The organism is Bacillus sp. 2175, from assembly GCF_057812155.1.
This window is the reverse complement of record NZ_CM173819.1, coordinates 2,902,588-2,924,931: the sequence shown is the minus strand read 5'-3', so window position 1 is coordinate 2,924,931 and position 22,344 is coordinate 2,902,588. Positions and strand designations below refer to the sequence as shown.

19 protein-coding genes, 4 pseudogenes and 1 other annotated feature are annotated in these 22,344 nt (G+C 33.7%); of the genes and pseudogenes, 15 read left to right on the top strand and 8 right to left on the bottom strand.

Features of this window, described 5'->3' with window-relative positions:
- Window positions 1-26 precede the first annotated feature (26 nt).
- Entirely contained in the window at window positions 27-374 is a 348-nt protein-coding gene (locus ACXKY9_RS15235) for a hypothetical protein (RefSeq protein WP_000899730.1), read from the bottom strand.
- 52 nt (window positions 375-426) lie between these two features.
- Here ACXKY9_RS15235 and ACXKY9_RS15230 point away from each other — a divergent pair, with 52 nt between their 5' ends.
- Complete coding sequence (locus ACXKY9_RS15230) at window positions 427-1,155, top strand: hypothetical protein (protein WP_002101028.1); 729 nt, start codon at window positions 427-429, stop codon at window positions 1,153-1,155.
- A gap of 14 nt (window positions 1,156-1,169) precedes the next feature.
- Here ACXKY9_RS15230 and ACXKY9_RS15225 read toward each other — a convergent pair whose 3' ends face one another.
- A complete protein-coding gene (locus tag ACXKY9_RS15225) occupies window positions 1,170-2,861 on the bottom strand; it encodes a M3 family oligoendopeptidase (protein ID WP_001190034.1) in 1,692 nt (563 codons plus the stop codon).
- 170 nt (window positions 2,862-3,031) lie between these two features.
- Between ACXKY9_RS15225 and ACXKY9_RS15220 the strand changes: the two are divergent.
- Window positions 3,032-3,624 (top strand): annotated as a pseudogene (locus ACXKY9_RS15220) (DUF4030 domain-containing protein).
- A 70-nt stretch (window positions 3,625-3,694) separates the two neighbouring features.
- A complete protein-coding gene (locus ACXKY9_RS15215; RefSeq protein ID WP_000280116.1) occupies window positions 3,695-5,062 on the top strand; it encodes an aminotransferase-like domain-containing protein in 1,368 nt (455 codons plus the stop codon).
- Between the two features lie 227 nt (window positions 5,063-5,289).
- Here ACXKY9_RS15215 and ACXKY9_RS15210 read toward each other — a convergent pair whose 3' ends face one another.
- A complete protein-coding gene (locus ACXKY9_RS15210; protein ID WP_001180374.1) occupies window positions 5,290-6,723 on the bottom strand; it encodes a 4-hydroxyphenylacetate 3-hydroxylase family protein in 1,434 nt (477 codons plus the stop codon).
- A gap of 18 nt (window positions 6,724-6,741) precedes the next feature.
- Entirely contained in the window at window positions 6,742-7,185 is a 444-nt protein-coding gene (locus tag ACXKY9_RS15205; protein WP_001176004.1) for a cysteine dioxygenase, read from the bottom strand.
- Window positions 7,186-7,475: 290 nt separating this feature from the next.
- Here ACXKY9_RS15205 and ACXKY9_RS15200 point away from each other — a divergent pair, with 290 nt between their 5' ends.
- From ACXKY9_RS15200 to ACXKY9_RS15185, 4 genes and pseudogenes are all read left to right on the top strand, one after another.
- On the top strand, window positions 7,476-7,676 hold the full coding sequence (locus tag ACXKY9_RS15200) for a hypothetical protein (protein WP_000279695.1): 201 nt from the start codon (window positions 7,476-7,478) through the stop codon (window positions 7,674-7,676).
- Window positions 7,677-8,001: 325 nt separating this feature from the next.
- A pseudogene (locus tag ACXKY9_RS15195) lies at window positions 8,002-9,051 on the top strand (IS4-like element IS231C family transposase); the annotation flags it as partial.
- Window positions 9,052-9,564: 513 nt separating this feature from the next.
- The gene (gene ltrA / locus ACXKY9_RS15190; RefSeq protein WP_000169371.1) at window positions 9,565-10,872 is read left to right on the top strand and encodes a group II intron reverse transcriptase/maturase; all 1,308 of its coding nucleotides are present in this window, start codon (window positions 9,565-9,567) and stop codon (window positions 10,870-10,872) included.
- A 143-nt stretch (window positions 10,873-11,015) separates the two neighbouring features.
- Window positions 11,016-11,408, top strand: a pseudogene (locus tag ACXKY9_RS15185) (IS4 family transposase); the annotation flags it as partial.
- Between the two features lie 411 nt (window positions 11,409-11,819).
- Here ACXKY9_RS15185 and ACXKY9_RS15180 read toward each other — a convergent pair.
- Entirely contained in the window at window positions 11,820-12,608 is a 789-nt protein-coding gene (locus tag ACXKY9_RS15180) for a sulfotransferase family 2 domain-containing protein (RefSeq protein ID WP_000178874.1), read from the bottom strand.
- A gap of 369 nt (window positions 12,609-12,977) precedes the next feature.
- Between ACXKY9_RS15180 and ACXKY9_RS15175 the strand changes: the two genes are divergently transcribed.
- From ACXKY9_RS15175 to ACXKY9_RS15165, 3 genes are all read left to right on the top strand, one after another.
- Window positions 12,978-13,835, top strand: a complete 858-nt coding sequence (locus ACXKY9_RS15175) for an NAD-dependent epimerase/dehydratase family protein (RefSeq protein WP_000689414.1) — start codon at window positions 12,978-12,980, stop codon at window positions 13,833-13,835.
- Between the two features lie 55 nt (window positions 13,836-13,890).
- Window positions 13,891-14,388 (top strand): DUF421 domain-containing protein, encoded by a 498-nt coding sequence (locus ACXKY9_RS15170; protein WP_001021697.1) that lies wholly within the window; start codon window positions 13,891-13,893, stop codon window positions 14,386-14,388.
- 319 nt (window positions 14,389-14,707) lie between these two features.
- Complete coding sequence (locus ACXKY9_RS15165) at window positions 14,708-15,340, top strand: type 1 glutamine amidotransferase family protein (RefSeq protein ID WP_001194775.1); 633 nt, start codon at window positions 14,708-14,710, stop codon at window positions 15,338-15,340.
- A 125-nt stretch (window positions 15,341-15,465) separates the two neighbouring features.
- On the opposite strand, the gene ACXKY9_RS15160 is transcribed toward ACXKY9_RS15165, so the two are convergent.
- Window positions 15,466-16,167 carry a class I SAM-dependent methyltransferase gene (locus tag ACXKY9_RS15160; RefSeq protein WP_001079477.1) on the bottom strand — a complete coding sequence of 234 codons (702 nt, stop codon included), beginning with the start codon at window positions 16,165-16,167 and terminating at the stop codon, window positions 15,466-15,468.
- Complete coding sequence (locus ACXKY9_RS15155; protein WP_000492427.1) at window positions 16,164-17,066, bottom strand: SMP-30/gluconolactonase/LRE family protein; 903 nt, start codon at window positions 17,064-17,066, stop codon at window positions 16,164-16,166. The genes ACXKY9_RS15160 and ACXKY9_RS15155 overlap by 4 nt, the downstream gene beginning before the upstream one ends.
- Before the next feature lie 144 nt (window positions 17,067-17,210).
- On the opposite strand from ACXKY9_RS15155, the gene ACXKY9_RS15150 reads away from it, so the two are divergent.
- Window positions 17,211-17,378, top strand: coding sequence for a DUF2197 domain-containing protein (locus tag ACXKY9_RS15150; protein ID WP_000551045.1), 168 nt, complete (start codon window positions 17,211-17,213; stop codon window positions 17,376-17,378).
- Window positions 17,379-17,454: 76 nt separating this feature from the next.
- Window positions 17,455-17,711, top strand: a binding site (T-box leader).
- Window positions 17,712-17,793: 82 nt separating this feature from the next.
- Window positions 17,794-19,347, top strand: a complete 1,554-nt coding sequence (gene lysS, locus ACXKY9_RS15145) for a lysine--tRNA ligase (RefSeq protein WP_000558626.1) — start codon at window positions 17,794-17,796, stop codon at window positions 19,345-19,347.
- A gap of 59 nt (window positions 19,348-19,406) precedes the next feature.
- Here lysS and ACXKY9_RS15140 read toward each other — a convergent pair whose 3' ends face one another.
- Complete coding sequence (locus ACXKY9_RS15140; RefSeq protein WP_001128398.1) at window positions 19,407-19,835, bottom strand: cell wall hydrolase; 429 nt, start codon at window positions 19,833-19,835, stop codon at window positions 19,407-19,409.
- Window positions 19,836-19,985: 150 nt separating this feature from the next.
- Between ACXKY9_RS15140 and ACXKY9_RS15135 the strand changes: the two genes are divergently transcribed.
- From ACXKY9_RS15135 to ACXKY9_RS15125, 3 genes and pseudogenes are all read left to right on the top strand, one after another.
- The gene (locus tag ACXKY9_RS15135; RefSeq protein ID WP_000285663.1) at window positions 19,986-20,900 is read left to right on the top strand and encodes an acetamidase/formamidase family protein; all 915 of its coding nucleotides are present in this window, start codon (window positions 19,986-19,988) and stop codon (window positions 20,898-20,900) included.
- A gap of 126 nt (window positions 20,901-21,026) precedes the next feature.
- Window positions 21,027-21,734, top strand: a complete 708-nt coding sequence (locus ACXKY9_RS15130) for a response regulator transcription factor (RefSeq protein WP_000239000.1) — start codon at window positions 21,027-21,029, stop codon at window positions 21,732-21,734.
- Window positions 21,731-21,952 (top strand): annotated as a pseudogene (locus tag ACXKY9_RS15125) (hypothetical protein); the annotation flags it as partial. The gene ACXKY9_RS15130 and the pseudogene ACXKY9_RS15125, both read left to right, overlap by 4 nt.
- Between the last annotated feature and the right edge of the window lie 392 nt (window positions 21,953-22,344).

Sequence of the window (22,344 nt, the reverse complement as noted above, 5' to 3'; positions counted from 1 at the left end):
AGTTACGTAGTTAAACAACATTCGCTTTACATATTTATTAAAGAATAATTATTTTCAAGTTTTAACCTATAAAGATTTATTATCCGTACTTGTTCCTCCGTTAATTCTTCTTTATCCCAATACATATGCATTAAGCTATATTCAAAAATCTCCTTTAATTTAATAAATAATGGAAACTTGTCTATCATCTCTTTTGGTAGTTCATTTTCCTCTTGGTAGCCTTCAAATAGTGCTTTTGTAATAGAATGTTCATAGTCAATGATATTCCCATTTCCAGCAAATGAATATTCTATCGCACTATAAATAGGAACGGCTAAATTGAATATGTAAAAATATTTTTGGAATGAATCCAAGAGAATACCAACGAACAACATGCCTATTCAATCATTTGTTAAACTCAATATAAATAAAGAAGGGGAGTTCAAAATGAATATTTCTAGAAAATTAGAGGTTGAACAGTTACGTAATAAGAATAGTGAGCTATTTGATAAAGATGTACTTAACATATTGAATGGTCAAATGATGTATGAAGAATTTAAAACGGAGGAGCTAATGGGTGAGTCTGATTATGCCCCATTTAACGAGGCCATGTGTGTAAATAGCGTTACTGCACAAGTTTTTGATGAAGAGTTTATTAAAATAAGAGCAGAAGGTCATAACAGTTCAGTCGAAAATTATGCAAAAAAAGTTATAGATCCGTTAGAAAATCTATTTGCGAAAAAGTATAAATGTATTGTTTTATGGTTCGGTGAAGATATGTTTTGCCAAATGAATCTACTTACTTTACTTTCATACCTTGAGCAGTCGTGCTATGAAGGGAAAGTATACTTAAATAGTTTCAGGGAGGATGAATTTAAAGTAAATCAAATTGAACTTGAATTGGGGGATTATTCTACTATATACAATGAAGTATTAGTAAACCATAAAAAGACTTATCATAAAGTACCACCTGTAATGTATCAAGCTATAGATTTATATTTAGAAATGCTAAAAGAAGATAATATCGTAATGAAATTCATCTCTAAAAATAAAGGTTTATCAAATCAAGAATTATTAACAAAGTTGTTTTATCTTTTTCCAACAATCGGATATGGTGATACTCAGTACATAGAACTGATTAATAAAATGAAGAAGAAAACTACACCTAAAATATAGGTGTAGTTTTCTTCTTATAATTGCTCAAGTAATTCTAATTCTTTTTCTACAAATAGCATTAGTTCTTTAATGGTTTCACCAGAGAAATCAAAACGAATACCGGCTGCATCATATACTTCTTTTATAGATTGCGAGCTTCCTAGTGATAATGCCTTTTTATAATTTTCTAGTGTTTGCTTAGGATCCTCTTTATATTGTTTATACATTTGTAATGCCCCAAGTTGGGCAATCGCGTATTCAATATAATAAAATGGTACTTCAAAAATATGGAGTACAGGTAACCAACTCGTTGCTATCCAGTTTTCGTAGCCATCAATATGTATGACGCTAGATTGATAATGTTTTTGAAGTTGTAAGTATTTTTCATTTCTTTCTTCAGAAGTATGAATTGGATTTTCATACAGCCAGTGTTGAAATTGATCTACAATAAGCATAATAGGTAAATATGAAATAACATCTTTAAAGAAGTTAATTTTTGCTTGTTTTAAATCTTTTTTGTCTGTATAGAAGGTATCCCAATAATTAAGCGAGAATAACTCCATTGTCATACTGGCTAGTTCAGCTGTTTCAGCTGGAATTTCTATATACTGTCGTAATTCTAATGGCTTTATGAGTTCGTTATGAATACTATGACCCATTTCATGTATAAAAGTGATAATATCATCTTGTGTATAATTTAAGTTCATAAAAATATAAGATAATTGTGAAGCTGGTAAGTACTCACAAAAGCCACCAGCTGCTTTTCCTTTGCGGCTTGTTAAATCAAGACAATTGTGTTTATACATTCGGTTTAAAAGTGCTGAAAATTCAACATCTAGTTTATTAAAGATATGAGTGCTCTTTTCAATTAAATCATTTTCATTTGCAATAGGTTTAAGTACTTTTTGATCTGGAGTTACAGCTGATACATCCCAAGGGCGAAGTGTATCTACTTGCAGTTTTTCTTTTTTCTCTAGCATTATTTTATCTTTAAGAGGCACAACATACTTACGTATGGATTCGGCTAGTTCATAGCAATCTATCGCTGAATAATCAAAACGCTCGTATTTTTTGAACATATAATCGCGATAATTCTCTAGTTGAATATTTTTTGCTTTTTGATGGCGAATTTCAATTAATTGATTTAATATGTTTTGGAGTTCTTTTTCAACAGATAAAAATTGTTCAGAAATAATAGTTTTTGCCTTTTTACGGATGTCACGATTCGAATCTTGTAAATAGGATTGTAATTCTGTTATCGTTTTTTCTTCTCCGTCCCAAATGGCACTTAATCCTCCAGTGATTTCAAAGTACTCTGTGACTAATTTGTCTTCCTGTATTTCTAATTCAATATTTTCCTCACAAAATAACTTTTGAGCATTTTTTATTTTTGTATCTAATAAACCATATACGTTAGAATCTAATTCCATTCGAAAAGGTGACTCTAAATATTTATTATCCAATAAATTTTGGTACCGCTTTAAAAGTGGCTTTACAAATTGTTGATCATGTTCAAATGTATCCTTTATTTCTTCATCATCCGTATTACATTGAAAGGCGATGTAATGTAATCTTAATTGTTCTTCGATTTCCCAAATTACTTTTGACTGCTCTTTTAACCAATTTTCAAGGTCTAGTTTTGAAGAAATCATCTTATTTAATAAAGTCGAAAGAGTTTTTTCCAATTGTAGTACATTACTAATATCAATCGTATTTACACGTTGCATTATATATCCCTCACTTTTTATTTATTCATAGAGATATTCTATTTATTAATTGTAATTCCCTTGTTAAGTGGGGAAAATGTGAAATAATGTTAAATTTAATAATTATAGAAGGTATTTATATGTCAAAGTAAAAAGTTTATCGTAAATGAAAATGTGTGGAGGGGTGCTACATGAGAAAGGGAACAAAGGTACTTGTATTTTTAATTCCATTTGCTTTATTATGTGCCTGTGAGAATGAGATTGAAGATGCTAAAAGTGAAGATTCTATAGTGATGGATATTGCTACAGCAGCGGTAAAGGAGGAATCTTTTTTTAGTGCTGCTATATGGGATGAAAAAGCAAGAATAGTAGATTTAGAAATTGCTGATAGCGAAAATGCTAACGAAATAAAAAAGAAATTAATAAAAGATTGCAAATTCAAGGTATTATGTCCTATAAAGTAAATATATCTCAAAGAAACAAGGAGATTGTAAATGCAGAACATAGATGGGAGTTAGTTTTTGGACAGATATTTGATGACGTATTCAGGAAGAATGGATATGAAGGGTTTGGGATTCAGCAAATAAATTATAAAAAGAATCAACCTGTTACCATTGATATAAAAACTAAGATTAGCGATGATGAAGTAGGGGCGAGAGAACTTGGACAGAAAATAGAAAAAGAAGTTGAAGGGGTACTTAAAACAGAAGCAGTAAAGAAATGGATTGAAAATGATTCATACGCTATTGGGATTTACGATATAGATGATCGGAAAATTAACTAATTGAGGAATGAATGCTATATGAATATAAAATCGATATAATTAAATAGAAAATTGCTGAAGGAGGTGTAATATGTATAAGTATTTACATATTTTAAACGACATAGAAAATATGATTCAAAATGGAGAAATAAATGAAGGAAAGAAATTACCGTCTATACGGTCACTCGTTACGCAATATGAATGTAATAAGGCGACAGTTATACGTGCGCTTCATGAATTAGAAAAGCGTCATATTATATATTCTGTCCCTCAAAGTGGATATTACGTTGTTAAGAAATCTGGGAGTACCATAGAAAATAACGAGATAATTGATTTTGCTTCCTCAGCACCAGATCCAGATGTTTTCCCATATTTAGATTTTCAACATTGTATTAATAAGGCTATTGATACGTATAAAAATGATTTGTTTGTATATGGAACGCCGAAAGGGTTACCATCTTTAATACCAGTTATTCAAAAACAACTAGCAAATTATCAAGTCTTTACAAAAGAAGAAAATATTTTTATAACGTCAGGTGTTCAGCAGGCACTTGCTATATTAACTTCTATACCATTTCCGAATGGAAATGAAACTGTATTAATTGAACAACCAACATATCATCTATATATTGATTATCTAGAAATAAATAAAGTTCCTGTAATCGGTATTAAACGTACGAATGAAGGTATCGATTTGAATGAATTGGAGCAAATATTTCAAACCGGAAAAATAAAATTCTTCTATACGATACCGAGATATCATCATCCGCTTGGAACGTCTTATTCTAAAGATGAGAAAGAAAAAATCACACTATTGGCTAAGAAATACAATGTATTTATAGTGGAAGATGATTATTTAGCAGATTTAGAAACTGATTCAAAAGCAGATCCGTTATATAGCTTGGATAATTGTAGTCATGTCATATATTTGAAAAGTTATTCGAAGATTATTTTTCCAGGTTTACGGGTTGGAGTTGCGGTCATCCCACGATCCATTGCAAATGCTTTCTATACATACAAAAAAATACTAGATATTGATAGTCCGATGATTTCTCAAGCGGCTTTAGAAATTTATATAAAGAGTGGTATGTTTGAACGTCATAAAAGTAAAATTAATTCTTCCTACTACAATAGATCAATAAAACTAGCAGAAACATTAGAAAAAGTGCAAAATAAAAATTCATCATTATTTACATATAATAGACAAAACACACTTGGAATACACACTTGTTTAGAAATGCAGAAAAACATAGTTACAGAAACACTTATACAAAAATTAGGTGACATTCAAATAAGTGTCGATACTATTGATAAGAATTATATGAGGGATTTTCCTAAAGAAAAACTATTAAAATTAAATGTTTCGAATGTAAAAGAAGATAAGATTGAAGAAGGTATTCGTAAAGTAATTGAGGAAATCAAGCAATCAAGACAGTTGGATTTTCAGTTTAGAAAGTAATAATTTGAATTAGGAGGTTTGTTGTGAGATTGTTTTACAATTAGTTACTCCAGATGGAGAAGCCTATATGAGGAAATATGATAGGAAGCATATACCAGAGGTTATAAAGCTGAATAAAATGAAACGATTACGGAGAAAAGTAGCAGTTGTGGCCGGAGCAACTATATATGTAACTGAATAACTATATGTTTTTTAAGAGCACTCTTAGCAAAAAGTGCTCTTTTTCATTAATGTAAATATTTACTTAGCATCTTTTTAAAATGATTTTTATCATAATTTACATATTGCGTAGCTGTATTTCGTATTGAATCTCCCGCGTAAAATCTTTCGTATAATTCGTGTCTTGATCCTAATGGGCTTCCAATAATATCCCAGGCTAACTTAAATAATTTTGTGCGTTGTTCGGCATCTATATTTGTTCCTTTAAAGTGCTTTTTCAATAAATCATCTATTGGACTCTGGAAGTCATTCGAGCTCGAAGGAAGTTGAATGAAACCACCTGCTCCAATTAATTGTAAAATTTCTATTGCACGGGGATAATATTTGGAACCAAGATTCCTTGCAGTTTCGATATATTTAAATTTTGGCAAATAAGTTTTTGTTTCATTTGTAGTACCTTCAACTTCTGCAGCAATTAAAAGTGCGCGAATTGTTTCGATTTGCATAATTAATTCCCCAAGCTTCTCTTGAACATGCAAATAAGTAGTAGCACCGATTGCTTCAGCAATTTCACAAGCAATTGCAGTTATAAATTCTAGCTTTACTACTAATCGTACAATTGCTTGGTGATAAGCTAAACTACTAGAAGCTATATCTGACTTTATTGCCCATAACGCTTCAGGGTTGTTATATAGTAAGACACGTTCCCATGGTACAAATACATTATCAAAGATTAATAGTGCATCCATTTCATCGTACTGTGAGCTAAGAGGGGAATCAACTGTAATTGAATGTGTATTCGCAAATGGTTCTCTACAAACCATATGTAATCCAGGAGAATTGGCTGCCACAATGAGAAAGTGAGCTAAATCTTTTTGAGTATCAGTCAGTTTTGCTAATGGATAGATTAATAAATCATGTGAATAAGGAGAAGCAGTACCGATCATTTTAGCACCACTTAAATAAATTCCGTCAGAAGTTTTCTTCGTAACTCTTAGTAATCCTAAGTCATTTGTATTCAACATTGATTCTGTAGATCGATTTATTTGTGGATCACGTTGAACTACGCTTAAGAACAAGTGATTATCTCTCGCTTCTTCATAATAAGATGTAATTTTATCTGGAAACTGTACATCGAATTTTTTATAAAAATATTTTGATACGTACCAGCCGGTAAGTCTCGATCTTGCGTAATCAGATAGTCTACTCATTACACCGTCTGTAGCATAACTCCACGTTTCAAAAGCGGTTCTCCTCATTAATAATTCGTTATAGGAATTCGGAATTAAAAAGGCCGTATGGACAAATTCTTTCGTTTTTGGGCTAACATATCCAATAGAATCTCTTCGTATTGGATCATCAAACAATGAAAATAAATTAGAAATGGTACTTAATGTTCCTGCAAAATGTTTGTCTGTAGTTACATCTACTTTTTGTCCATAGAGCCAAACGTTACGACCATCTTGTAAGCTCTTTATATAGTAATCTTTCAAATTTTGCATATTTCCTCCTTCTAAAGACTATTCATATATTTGGACATCTTTTAATGGGGGGGAATATACGTGGAAAGTTATTACTGCCGAATCTGTAGCATTATACATTTTATGCACAGTATCTTTTTTTACTGTGAAAATATTTCCCTCTGTAAACTCTTCAATCCGCTCGCTATTATTTTCGTACGTTATATTTTGTAGCGTACCATTGACTATTAGTATACATCCTACAGATATTCCGTGATCGTGCACAAAAGTCTTTGCTTTGCTGGGGAAATTTAATACTAAAATCTCTACAAATTCAGACTGATAGATAACGTTCCGTCCGTATTCAAGATTAACTGGTGAAGTAATAAAAGGAGATATTTTATGAAGTGAAATATTTAATGATTGAATAGCGTGTATTAAATTGACCGTATCGTAGTTACATAGGTTATTAAACGTTTTTTGTATGTTATGAATCAATTGCATGTAAAACTTCCTCCTAAGCATGTACAGTAAAAGAAAACCTAATCTAATATTATATAGAGCGTATTGAATTACATAATATTGTATTGAAACATTTCCAAAAAGTTACTTCTTTTACTTAGGAAGTTCATTTAATTTGAAAATTCCGGTAATTAGTTCCGTTAAAATGATATGCTTGAACTATATATTTTTTATCCCGTTAAATCCCGACTGGTGAGGGCTGATAATCAGTGGAGGATGAACAACCCCCCCACTGATTAAAGTTTCACTTTATTGGAAAGGTGATGAAATAAATGGCAGTTCTTTTAGTGGAAAATCTATATCAAATGTCTATTGTTTTACTGATTTTATGTTCATTTTGTTTTTATAGATATTTAAAGAAAATAAAAAAGGTAAGAAAGCTTACAGGTTTTGAAATTACGATGTATATCGTTACGCAACTTGCGTATTTCATTTGGGCGGCAACAACTTTTCTTAAAATGTTATCAGAATAATAATGCTGTTAAACAATAGTGAAATAGAATAGGTTATCTATATTTTTCTAATAAAGAAAAAAGGGGGAGTATTTACAACTTCTACATTTAAAAGATTGGTTTTTAAGTGTTCTGATTTTGAATATTAAGTTTCCTTCTTTTTAATTAGAAATTATGAGCATCTTCTGATTTTAAAGACATCGATTATATTTGGATGAGATTACACATTCTTAATCTCTTATATTGTCTCTACCCCATGCCCATCAACTTAAGAATTTGCACTACCCCCAAGTGTCAAAAAACGTTATTCTTTCTAAAAAGCTAGCTAGAAAGGATGACATTTTTTATGAATCTTTCAATTCAAGATGAATTACAACTATTTTCTGAAGAGCTGTATCGTCATTTAACCCCTTCTCTTTTGGAAGAACTCGCTAAAGAATTAGGTTTTGTAAAAAGAAAACGAAAGTTTTCAGGAAATGAATTAGCTACCATATGTATCTGGGTCAGTCAACGTACAGCGAGTGATTCTCTCGTTCGACTATGCAGTCAATTACACGCCGCCACAGGCACTCTTATGAGTCCAGAAGGACTCAATAAACGCTTTGATAAAAAAGCGGTTGAATTTTTGAAATATATTTTTTCTGCATTATGGAAAAGTAAACTTTGTAAAACATCAGCCATTTCAAGTGCAGCACTCACGTATTTTCAACGAATCCGTATTTTAGATGCGACGATTTTCCAAGTACCGAAACATTTAGCACATGTATATCCTGGGTCAGGTGGTTGTGCACAAACTGCAGGTATCAAGATTCAATTAGAATATGACTTACACAGCGGACAGTTTTTAAACTTCCAGGTAGGTCCTGGAAAAAATAATGATAAAACATTTGGAACAGATTGCTTAGATACCTTACGGCCGGGTGATCTGTGTATTCGTGATTTAGGATATTTTTCATTGGAAGACTTAGATCAAATGGATCAACGTGGCGTGTGCTATATATCAAGACTTAAGTTAAACCATACCGTCTATACGAAAAATCCATTTCCAGAATACTTTCGAAATGGGACAATCAAAAAACAGTCACAGTATATCCAAGTTGATTTAGAGAACATTATGCACACGTTAAAACCAGGACAAACGTATGAAATAAAAGAGTCGTATATTGGCAAGAATCAAAGATTATTTACAAGAGTAATTATCTACCGATTAACAGAGGAACAAATACTGGAACGTAGAAAAAAACAAAGCTATACCGAAAGTAAAAAGGGGATTACATTTTCAGAAAAGAGTAAACGATTAACGGGTATCAACATATATGTTACGAATACGCCTTGGGAAGTGGTTCCGATGGAACAAATCCATGATTTTTACTCCCTCCGCTGGCAGATCGGCGTGTCCAGATAAGGACACATTATCTAGTTGGTGAAAGTCCAATCGGGAGAATAGACTCCACTCCCGTAGCCTGAGAGGCGCCATGAAGTGAAAGCGACATGGCGAAGCCCTCTGACATCACATGCAAAAGGCATGTGGGCAAATCTCCAGGTTGTAACGTACAGTGAACGTAGATGTAGCCTCGTTACACGCAATTCCGGTGGCTGAGACGGTCGATAACGTGCGAAAGCAACAAGAACTGACCGAAACGAGTCTGGAACGGCAGTTCTCACCGGCGGGGTATCAGCGGCGACATGGAGAGAAAGATAATGTGGAAACTGGAGAAGCCCTCGACACCCGATGAAGAAATCTCATCGAGGAGACCGTCTCTATAACCGCGATCGGGAAGTGAGAACGGTAGGTGTCAGGGTGGCGGAACGGATCGTAGTACCAGAGATCTGCGTGCAGCAAAACACGCGGGGAGGAAAGGATCCGAACCTGTAAACATTTCGTATGACTAAAGGAGGCAAGGGTGCTATGACAAAAACACCCATCACTTTGCAGGAACTAAGGCAACGAATCTATCGAAAGGCGAAGTCTGAACCTACGCACCGGTTTTGGGGGATATTTACCCACATTACCAAAATTACAACCCTTCACGAAGCATATCAACAGGCGAGGAAAAACAATGGTGCCCCAGGCATTGATGGAAAAAGTTTTGCTGATATAGAACTAGAAGGAGTTATCCCATTCTTAACGGGTATTCAAGAAGAATTACAAGCTGGAATATACCAACCACAAGCCAATCGAAAAGTAGAAATCCCAAAGACAAACGGCAAAATGCGAACTCTGCAAATTCCGTGTATACGAGATCGTGTAGTACAAGGAGCGCTAAAACTCATATTAGAAGCAATTTTTGAAGCTGATTTCTGTCCAAACTCGTATGGGTTTCGGCCGAAACGCTCTCCACATCAGGCATTGGCAGAAGTACGACGCAGTATATTGCGCCGTATGACCATAATAATTGATGTTGATTTGTCACGCTACTTTGATACAATCCGACACAACATATTATTGGAGAAAATCGCGAAACGTGTCCAAGACCCACAGGTTATGCATCTTGTAAAACAGGTAATTAAGGCAACAGGAAAGATCGGTGTCCCGCAAGGGGGACCATTTTCTCCACTAGCCGCGAACATTTACCTCAATGAAGTGGATTGGACATTTGATACCATTCGACGTAAAACAGCTGATGGCAATTACGAAGCTGTAAACTATCACCGTTTTGCCGACGATATAGTTATCGCTGTAAGCGGACACTCCAGTAAAAGTGGATGGGCTGAACTGGCATTACGACGACTGTGGGAACAGTTAAAGCCTTTGGGAGTTGAACTGAATCTGGAGAAGACTCAGATGGTCAATGTCCTAAAAGGAGAATCCTTCGGATTTTTAGGATTTGACCTGAGACGAATACCGAACCGAAATAAGAATGGATTCTTCGTTTTCATGATCCCGAAGAAGAAAGCTCGCACGACAGTGAAAGCAAAAATTCGCGAACTCATTCAAAACGCAGGAGCGAAGCCAGCACAAGACTTAATAAAACAAATCAATGCCGTACTGACTGGATGGGTGAACTACTTCCGGGTTGGGAACTCTAGTCAAGCTTTCAGTGAAGTACGTGATTATACGGAGATGAAAATTCGCACACTGTTAACGAGAAGGAAACGACGACGAAAGCGTAGCATCGGATGGCAGAGATGGAGTAACGAATATCTCTATGGTGTACTGGGGCTTTACTGGGACTGGAAAGTCCTTCCCCTGAAAAGTGCAGAGAGTTTCCGATGAAAGTGTCTGCCATTTGATAGGTCTCATAACCCTTTTGATGAAGTTTATGGGGTGAGCTGCTTGAGGGAAAACCTCACGAGCAGTTCTTATGGGGAGAGGCTGGAAACGGATCACAACTGATACCGCGCCAGTCTTTTACCCGACAAATCATATTTAAAACGTGGAAATCTCTATTTCAAATTCATCATTGGCAAACTATCAAACAAGAGCGATTAGAATGCCATGTGTATGGAAAACTCATTGCCATTTTTATATGTTCTTCCACGATGTTTAAGATGCGCCAACTTCTGTTGCAAAAGCACAAAAGAGAACTAAGCGAATATAAAGCAATTGGGATGATTCAAGATCATCTATCCCTGTTATATCAAGCGATACAGAGAAACACCCGTATAATAACAAAGGTTTTAATCCGCCTGTTTACCCTACTAAAGAAAAATGGCCGGAAATCCCATCGATATGAGAAGAAAACTATCTTTGATATTATGGGTGTTGTCTATGAGTATAATGGATTGAGAAAACAAAAGAAAGCTGCATAAGAAAAAAATGAAACCCGTTAGGGTTTATTTCGTATGCTCATTTTTAAGAGGATTATACTGTTTAAAAGTTTGTTCATTTCAATTAATGGAAAACCGTAGAGTTTCTATCCTTAAGTTGATGGGCATGTGTCTCTACCCCAATAATATACTTATTGAGAAGGGCAGAGATAAGTTTGTATTTAAGACTGATGGTTGGCTAGTTAGAATGACCGATTGAGATTCTTTTAGTTTACTCATTATAAGGAAAAGCTTTAAGATTCTGCATTAAATATATAATATTCGGATTCACTATGTTGGTTGTAATATGAGATTTTAATAAATCCTTGATAAAAGAGCACATTTTTATATGTGCTCCATCCCATTTAATTAGCATGTATATTCTGAATATATAAATTCAAGAAATTATATATTTTAAAGTGGCGTAAAGGGGTATTTGTATATGGTAAAATCTGTTTTAAATATGTCTTCAACTAATTGAGTAGTTTCGGCGTCATAAAAACTATCATATGTTGGGAGCCGTGGAAATAAGGGGTCTATTATGTTAGCGTCTGCGTAGTCCCCTTTAAAAATAGCATAGTCGTTCTGATGGTGCCATGATTTTTCCAATAAATCTAAAGGAGATTTTTTTAATCCATATTGATCTTCTAGTTTCGCGATTTCCTTAGAATAGTTTTCTAGGTAGATATAATTAGTTACAAAACGTTCTTCATTTTGTATATATTGTGGAGCATAGTGCGGGTTTATTATGTCTGAATTAGAATCAAAAGATTTTAAATAATATAGATAAAGTTTAAAGGAGATTTTCTTATTACAATTCTCATCCCTGTACAGAAATTGACGAATAGGTCTCCATTCCGGATGTTCTATATGGGGTGGTGAAAGGAGTGATAAGAAAGAACTGACAGCTCGTTTATAAGGGTTTCTAACAAGTTTGTACGCGTGTTTTTGTTTAAGCCTTAATTCTGTAGCTACTTGTATATAGTAAAAAAAAGAATTTTTGTATATATCATACTCGTAGTTATGAATAAACGGATCGTAATTAATCGCTTCTTCATATAATCCAATTTGATAAAAGAACCAATTTGCTAGTGAAGTGCAGCCACTTTTTTGGCTCCAGAATAAAATTAACGGAAATTCATCGTGGAAGTGTGGCATACGTCCATGTTTAATCATAAAGTTATAAATATCCGTCATTGTCATATACAACCACCCTCTGTTTTCTTTTATCATTATTTATTACTGTATGAAGTAGGCATTTAATATATGAAAATTGGCAATGATGCGGATTATACGTTTTTTTATTTAAACGTTAATTGAAAATAAAAAAAGAGTGTACAAATGAGGAGGTTCTGAGAAAAAAATAGGTTTTATTAGTGTTTAATTAATATATAGTGTAGCTCTGTATTGCGTAAGTGTATAAATATGAATATTCATAAATCCTTGTCACCTCCAGGGATATTGGGATTTTAATTCACATTTACATGAAAATGAATACACAGATTAAATAATTGTCACATACCTCACAAATGTTTCGTCACATTTATGATTACTAAATGAGGAGGAACATATATGAAAATATTTGTAGCAGGTGCAACTGGTGTAATAGGACGTTCTTTATTACCACTGTTAATAAAAAATGGGCACACGGTGTTTGCGATGATCCGTAATACTTCGCAAGTAGAAGCAATGAAAAAGGTTGGTGCCATACCAGTAATAGCTGATGTATTTAATAGAGAGGCTGTATTTTCTGTATTAGAAGAAACAAATCCCGATGTAGTTATTCATCAATTAACGTCATTGTCATCATGGAATTTTGAGGATAATGCAAAAATTAGAACAAAAGGCACTCGTAACCTTGTCGATGCAGCTAAAAATGTAGGGGTACAGAAAATAATCGCTCAAAGTATTTCATGGGCGTATGAACCAGGGGATACATTTACGACTGAAAAAGATTCACTACATATTACTGCTTCCGCGCCTCGGCAAGTCACTGTTAATGGCATATTAAAATTAGAAGAAGCTGTTACTGAGTTACCTGAATCGGTTATACTTCGTTATGGCACATTATATGGACCAGGAACATGGTATGCGGAAAACGGATTAATAGCAAATCAAGTTCGTAATAATGAGATTATCGCATCAGACGGGATAAGCTCGTTTATACATGTCGAAGATGCTGCAAGAGCTACTATGCTAGCCCTTAATTGGCCTTCAGGAATCGTAAATATTGTAGATAATTATCCAGCAACTAGTAAAGAATGGTTACCAATATATGCAGCAGCGATAGGGGCACCTAAGCCTAAAGTTCAAGATGGGAAAAATAGTTGGGAAAGAGGAGCTTCCAATAATAAGGCACGTAAAGAGTATGGTTGGATACCTTTATTTCCATCATGGTCTGAAGGATTTAACAACTTAATAGGTAAGTAAAACACAACTTTAATGGGAATGATAGTAAAATACACCATTAAAGGATTGGGTTATTATGAATATAATTTGGGAAAGTATTATATTAACTTTTACTGGAATAATTGTCTTGAAAATGACAGGTAGTGCATCTGTCAGCCAAATGACAAGAGCTGAAATCATTATAGTTGTATCAATCGGCCGTATTATTGTAGAACCTGTATTAAGTAGAAAAGTAGTCCCATCTATATTTGCGGCCATCATATTTGCAAGCATACTACTTATTATTCATTTCTTTGAATTGAAATCAAAGAAGGTGGAACAATTTCTAAATGGAAGTAGCATTATAATTGTTGAAAACGGAGAGATTGTAAAAGAGAATTTGATGCAGGCAAAAATGTCGGAGCAACAACTATATATGCAATTAAGAGAAAAAGGGATCCATGATGTAAAGAGTTTACAGCAAGTTACAGCGGAACCGAATGGGCGTATTGGTTATCGATTAATAAAAGAAGCAGAACCAATAACTTTAGAAATGTTAGAAAAAGTATTAGATAGGTACAATATAAAAAGATAATTTCTCGTGAGAAAAAGCCAATTTTTTAACGATAAAATGTAAGAGAGAACTATAATTAAAAGTTATTAAGAATTATTAAAGATATTTATATATTGATTATGCACAAATAAAAAGGACAAGCATATAATAGAAGTACCTATTAACTTTAAGTAACCTTAACTTTCTTTAATAGGATATCTCAAAATCCCCAAAAAGAGCACTTGCGGAAACAAGTGCTCTTTTATTTGGAATTTTAAACCATAAATATTGAATAAAATGTTAAAATGAAAAGAGCAATTTTTGTAATTAAAACTGTAGTATATGAATGGAGTGTTATTGAATGCAAACAAGAAAAGCCTATCTATATGTATTTGACACGATGTCGGATTGGGAGTACGGACATTTAATTGCTGAACTTAATACAGGGAGATATTTTAAAAAAGATGTAGCGCCTTTTAAAGTAGTCACAGTTGGAATAAATAAAGAAATGGTTATTTCAATGGGGGGCTTGAATATACAGCCGGATATTTCCCTAGATGAATGTATCCTTGAGAGTAACGATCTATTAATTTTACCTGGAGGGAATACTTGGAGTGAAGAAATACATAAACCTATTTTGCAAAAAGTTGATGAGGCTTTAAAACTTGGTACAATTGTGGCTGCCATTTGCGGTGCAACTATAGGTCTTGCAAATTACGGTTACTTGGATTCTATAAATCACACAAGCAATAGTTTAGAGTATATGAAAATGGTTTGTCCTACTTATAAAGGAGAAAATTTTTATAAAGAGGGACCTGTATCATCCAGTGAAAACTTTATTACCGCATCGGGTGTAGCTCCTCTAGAATTTGCCATGGAGGTATTGAGAAAATTAGATGTATTTGCGCCGGATACACTTCATTCATGGTATAAACTGAATGAGACTCATGAAGCGGAATATTTCTTCCAGTTAATGAATTCAATTAATAGCTGATTAGTATTTCGAATGAAAATTATATTTTAGATGATACGAAAACTAATAACGAAATAATATTATGAAGATAAAAGGTAAGGGTGTTCCTATGAATATATGAGAAAATATCCTTACCTTTTATAGTATTATTTCTGAAAGGCAAAAGTAATAGCATTTGTTTTTAATTGAATGTGTCTTTCATTACGAACTATATTATAAGCTAATTCTTTTATTTCAACTTTTACTTCTTTCCATCCTTTATAAATGTTTTTTAATAGACGTATCAGTTCTTCGGTTGAGAGATTAATTTCAATTAAAGCTTCTAATTCTTCATTCGTTTTTAAATCAATTTCTTGTATGTTAGAGTTAATAATCAAACAATTAATACCGCCGTTTTTTGTCACTTTTTTCATAGAATGAAGTACGTTTTTAAAATCTTCTTCTGATTTGATATGTTCTAAACTGGATACTGCAACGATATAATCATAAGCGTTAGAGTCAATATGATAGTTTTCAATTGCTGCTTGTTCTGTTTTTATAACCTCGAATACATCATGTTCTTTGCTATAAGTTTGTAGCTTTGTTAAAGCGGAATTAAGTAACTCAACACATGTAACAGTGCTGCTAGTATTTCTTATCTTTTGTGCAATTGGAATGCTATTTCTACCGATGCCAGAGCCAAGATCAAGTACTTGCAAGTTGTTTTGTCCTTCAAAGTGACCCATCAAGTCCATAACTGTTTTAACCGGTTTGTACAGCCAAGAGCCAATTTCAAATAGTTTATATTGTTCATAGCAAAGGCCGTGATATTTCTTTTCTTCTTGTCTTATGTAATCGATACGGTTCACATTGTTTCAGCTCCAATATTTTTATTGCAAAATGAATAGGTGGGACAGCCTTTAACATTTGTTTGAATTCGAAAAATACCACCAGCATGTGGATACTCTTTTAATTCGTCATCAGTCATTCTTGTTCTGGCTGTTGTGATATATAAATCTGTTAAATTAGGTCCTCCAAATGTACATGATGTTACATATAAAGCTGGAATTGGAATGCTTAATATTTTTTCTCCAGTAGAGGGATTCCATCTAGTTATTTTTGAACCTCCCCAATGTGCAATCCATAAACAGCCGTCTTCGTCAATTGTCATACCATCAGGTAGACCATCATTTTCAGAGAAAATGATTACATCAATTGGATTATGAATGTCTCCAGTACGTATATTATATTGATAGCGAACCACTTTTTTAGTAGGTGTATCTATAAAGTAAAAGTATGTATGATCAGGTGACCAAGCAATTCCATTTGATGTATTTACATGTGAAACTTTTTTCTCTACACTTAAATTATGATGTAAACAATACAAGGAACCTGCAGTATTCATACCGTATGTATCTGTAGAACCTGCCCAGAAACGACCAGCTGGATCACATTTTCCATCATTGAAACGATTTTCTATTAAATGTGGTTCAGGGTCAAAAATATGTGTCAGTTTTTCGGTATTTATATTAATAGAATAAAAGCCTTTTTCCATAGCTAAGAGTAGTACATCCTCTAAATATGGAACAACACAGCCGATTTGTTGATTGAGTGAAATTACTCGGTTCGTATTAGCGGTAGGATTGTATATGCATAATTTTCTCTCCATAATATCAACCCAATATAAAAGTTGCTTTTTTTCATTCCAACATGGTCCTTCAGCTAAACTTGCTTTAGCATCTAAAACTAATTCTATATTACTGAACAAGATGTTCACCTCGCGTTATAAGATATTAATATAATTCGATAAGAATAGAGGTAAACCTTTTAGTCAAAGGATATTAAAATTTATGCTGTAGAAAAATGACCTTCTCACAAGTGATTAAAAAAGTGTATAAACAAGGAGAGGAAAATGCATATGATGTTTTATGAGATTGTTTGCTTTTCTTGTAAGAATATATTTCGTGTTTACGAAGGCAGTGAAAAATATAAGCGATTTAAAGAAAAACCAAAAGGGGTATATTGTTGTGATGAGTGTAGTCACAAAATTCAATTAGAAGCGATAAAGAATTTTTTTTAGGTAATTATATGTTTTTGATTCGGAAAAGTTTGACAATAAAAGTGTTATAAATTATCATATTAAAAAACTAATATTTAAAATGGCATGGAAGAGAAGAGTAGTTAAGAAAGAATACGTACAGAGAGCTCTGGTAGCTGAGAAAGAGCGGTATACATCTTAACGAAAAAAGACTTGGAGCTGCGCAAGGAACTAATTTATTTAGGGATGGTGCGACGGGTTCTCCCGTTATAGAGATAGGGTATAAGCATATTTTGCCGTACCTGAAGAGGTTAATATGGTGACATATTAACAAACTGAGGTGGTACCGCGAAGCTAACAACTCTCGTCCTCAAGATGAATAATCTTGGGGGTGGGAGTTTTTTTATTGCATAAAACTGAGAATACGAAAACAAAAAATAATTGAGGTGAGCAATAAATGCATTGGGCGTATGAAGTAGCACATGAATTAATTAGGAAACATCCAAATAAAGAAACGTTTGTTTGTGCATCTGGAATTAGTCCTTCAGGTTCTGTTCATATTGGGAACTTTCGTGAAATCGTAACGACTTATTTCGTAGTAAGAGCACTTCAAGGTTTAGGGAAAAAGACTCGTTTTATATTTTCGTGGGATGATTATGATCGATTTAGAAAAGTTCCAAAAAATATTGATCCATCTTTTGCAAAGTATATTGGTATGCCATACTGTGATATTCCAGATCCGTATGGATGTCATAACTCGTATGCGGAGCATTTTGAAAAAGAGTTTGAAACATCGCTTCAAGCATTTGGAATTGAAGTAGAATTTATTTATCAACATGATGAATATAGAAGTGGAAGGTATAACAAAAATATTTTAGAGGCTTTGTATAAACGAAAAGAAATATATGATATTTTAATGGATTTTAAAACTGGAGAGTGTAGTGAAGAAGAGCGAAACAATTTTTATCCAGCTACATTATATTGTGAGAGGTGTGGAAAAGATACAACAACTATTACACATTTTGATGAAGTATTAAAAACAGTCCGGTATGAATGTGAATGCGGAAATGAAAAAGAATTATCCGTATTAAATACAAATAAAATGAAACTAAACTGGAAAATCGATTGGCCGATGAGATGGATGATAGAGGATGTTATTTTTGAACCGGGTGGAAGAGATCACTCATCAGAAACGGGTAGTTATAATGTATCAAAAGAAATTGCAAGGAAAATATTCAATCGTGAAGCGCCTCATTACGTTGCTTACGATTTCATTGGTATTAAAGGGAATCATGAAAAAATGTCTAGTTCTTCAGGGAATAGCATTACACCAAGCGATTTATTGAAAGTGTATATACCAGAAGTAATTCTCTTTATGTTTGCCAAATACAAACCAGGCGCTGCTTTTCATATTGGGTTGGATGAAGATGTGATTCGTAATTATACAGAGTATGAACGATTGAAAGATAGCTATGAAAATAAAACGCTCAAAAATGAAGATTTATTTGATGCAATTAAACTCTCTAAAGTTGATAGGCAGTTTAAAGAATATCCGAGATTTAATCAAGTAGCAGGAACGTTACCGCTATTAAATTTTGATTCATCTATTTTACAAGATACATTAGAAAAAATAGATAGAAGTTATACATTAGATGCTATGATAGCGATATGTAACCGCGCAGAGTATTGGATAAAAAACTTTCAATCTGAAAAATTAATTGCGGTAAATCGAGAGAGAAATACAGAGTTTTACAACACATTAGATGAAAGACAGAAAGAATGGTTAGTAAAAGTTTGCAATATACTTCGTTCTAACAAAGATTACTCTAACTTAATGGAGCAATTGTATTCGATTTGCCATCATGACAATAAAAAAATAATGAAAGAAAATCAAAAACAATTATTTATTATTATTTATAAGCTCATTATGAATCAGTCTAGTGGCCCACGTATATCGTTATTAATACATGTGGTGGGCATCGAAAAATTCATCTCATTACTAGATTTCTAAAATAAAGCTAAAAGAAACGCAAGTACTTAGACCTCTAAGTACTTGCGTTTCAAATTTTGCTAGCGTGAATACATTTTTGGACATTCATCACCACTCGGTTCATAAAAACAATGGCTTTTAAACTGTCCTACAAATGGCTGATTATACCATTCAGGTGGACAAGCTCCAACTGGACGGAAATACCAAAGAGCCCATCGTGCAGGCCAGCGCCATTCACCTTGTAAAACTTTTCGTGCAATTTCTTTTTCTGATTCACGAGCGCGTTGATAAAAATATCCATATTGTACTGCTTCAAATCCGCCGGGGCTTTGATATACAGCGTCGCGTACGGTACGGAGTTGTTTAAAATCTAAGCAATCACAAAATACACGGTTTACTACAACGCATCCAACTAACTCCTCACCTTGGCGACCTTCGCCTTCAGCTTCAGCACGAATTAAACGAGCTAGTAAATCAACATCACTTTCGTTGTATGGAATAAGGGGCATAGTGATACCACCTTTCTGTTATAGTAAAGAGTGTATGTTATAAAACAATCTGCGTGCTTTTTTACATAAAAATAACATTTAATTTTAAGAGGAGCTTGTATAAAAAGAGCTAATTAGTAATAGTAGATAAATATAAAAGGGAGAGGTATTATGTATCGAATTCATAAAGACCATATCATTTACTCAATGTCACCAGAAAATAAACCTTGTATGGAAGTGGAAATTGGGAGCAGTCTTGTATTTGAAACATATGATTGCTTTGAAAATCAAATCGATTCTGAAGATGTTGTGTTTCAAGAATTAGATTGGAACCGAATTAATCCAGCGACTGGACCTGTATATGTTAAAGGAGCAGAACCTGGCGATATATTAGCCGTAACGATTGAAAAGATTAAAATTGCAGAGCAGGGCGTTTTAACTACAGGTGCAAACCTTGGTGTAATAGGGAATGAGTTAAATGAAAATACAGTGAAAATTGTCCCAATACATAATGAACATGTTTTGTTTTCAAGTGAACTACAAATCCCGATTAATCCAATGATTGGGGTAATTGGTATTGCACCGAAAGAAGAGAGCATTTCATGTGGCACACCGCATGATCACGGCGGGAATATGGACTGTAAAGAAATTAAAGAAGGAACAACATTACTACTACCAGTTAATGTCCCAGGAGCACTATTAGCGTTAGGTGATTTACACGCAGCAATGGGGGATGGTGAAATTGGGGTTAGTGGAGTAGAGGTTGCTGGTGAGGTAACTGTAACAGTTCAAATTATAAAAGGGAAAAAATGGCCACTACCAATGGCTATTCAAAAAGAAAAAGTAATGACGATTGCTTCAGAAAAATTGCTAGATGATGCAGCAAATCGTGCTGTACGTAATATGGTGACATTTTTACATGAAGAATTAGCAATGTCTAAAGCTGATGCAACGCTTTTATTATCGGCAGCAGGTAATTTAAAAGTTTGCCAAGTTGTGGATCCGTTGAAAACGGCGCGTATGGAATTAGGGATGGATTATGTGGAGAAACTAGGATTTACTTTTAGTAAATTTCATATTAAATAGATAAGGGACGAAAAAGGATACTTTTGTATAAAAGCATCCTTTTTTAATTTACGGATTTTGTGAAAAGAGGTAGTATTTATTTTATATAAGTATATTTGAGATTGTGGATTAAAAAGGAGTTCAATAATGGTCAAAATTATGATTGTAGAAGACGATATGAAAATTGCAGAACTATTATCGACACATGTTGGGAAATATGGTTATCAAGGAGTTATTGTATCGGACTTTCAAAATGTATTAAACATTTTTTTAGAAGAACAACCAGAGTTAGTTTTATTAGATATTAATTTACCGAGTTTTGATGGGTACTTTTGGTGTCGTCAAATTCGCGGAGTTTCTACATGTCCGATACTATTCATTTCGGCCCGTGAAGGCACGATGGATCAAGTTATGGCGTTAGAAAATGGTGGCGATGATTTTATTCCGAAGCCTTTTCATTATGAAGTTGTAGTGGCGAAAATTCGTAGTCATTTAAGACGTGCATATGGAGATTATGCACCGAAACTAGAAGAGCGAATGATTGAGCAACAAGGCCTTTGTTTATATCCTGAAAGACTTGTATTGAAACTTAGAAATGAAGAGATTGATATAACGAGAAACGAAGCTATTTTATTAGAGACATTAATGAAAAATTATCCGCGTGTTGTGAGTAGAGAAGTGTTACTTAATAAATTATGGGATAGTGAATCTTATGTTGATGATAATACATTAAGTGTAAATACAACACGTGTGCGTAAAAAGTTACAAACGTTACATATAGAAGGTGCGATTGAAACGATTCGTAGTGTTGGATATAGATTGCATATTACTTGGGATACTGGTATAGAAAAATGATAAGGTTGTTTATACGTGATCATATACCACTTATTTGCTTTACTATAATTCAACTACTAGCTATATTTCTCGTATATTGGTTTGATGGGCATAATCATATTACAACGGCGTTATATGCAATGTTTCTAGGGGCTTTCTTTATGGGAAGTTATTTAGTGTTTCGTTATTTTACACATCGTTCTTTTTATGAGCGCTTAGCAAACCCGATGCAATCTTTGGGCGCGACACGTTTCTCTATAAGCGTTTAGACGTGAAGTGAGAGTGTTGCTGAAATTTATCTTAAGCAACAATAACTAATATATCGAGAGTTGGAATGAAAATCGTCATGTTGAATTGAAACAACTCCATTAATACTCCTACATGCATGATTTGTTAGTAGACAGATTGTGTATGAAGCTAGGTGAAGTCGGCTGAACGAGCCTAAGTGATTTTTAATCATATGGTGTAGGATAGGTCGGATGGCTGAAAAGATAACTATGGTGAGAATGTCCCTTATGGGTCTGACGAATTTGCGAAGGTACGGGTCTAAAATTGCACTATACCGAAAGGTATAGCACACAAGAGTGTGGTAGGGTACCGAGAAGTACGAATCTGACGGTAGGAAATCGGG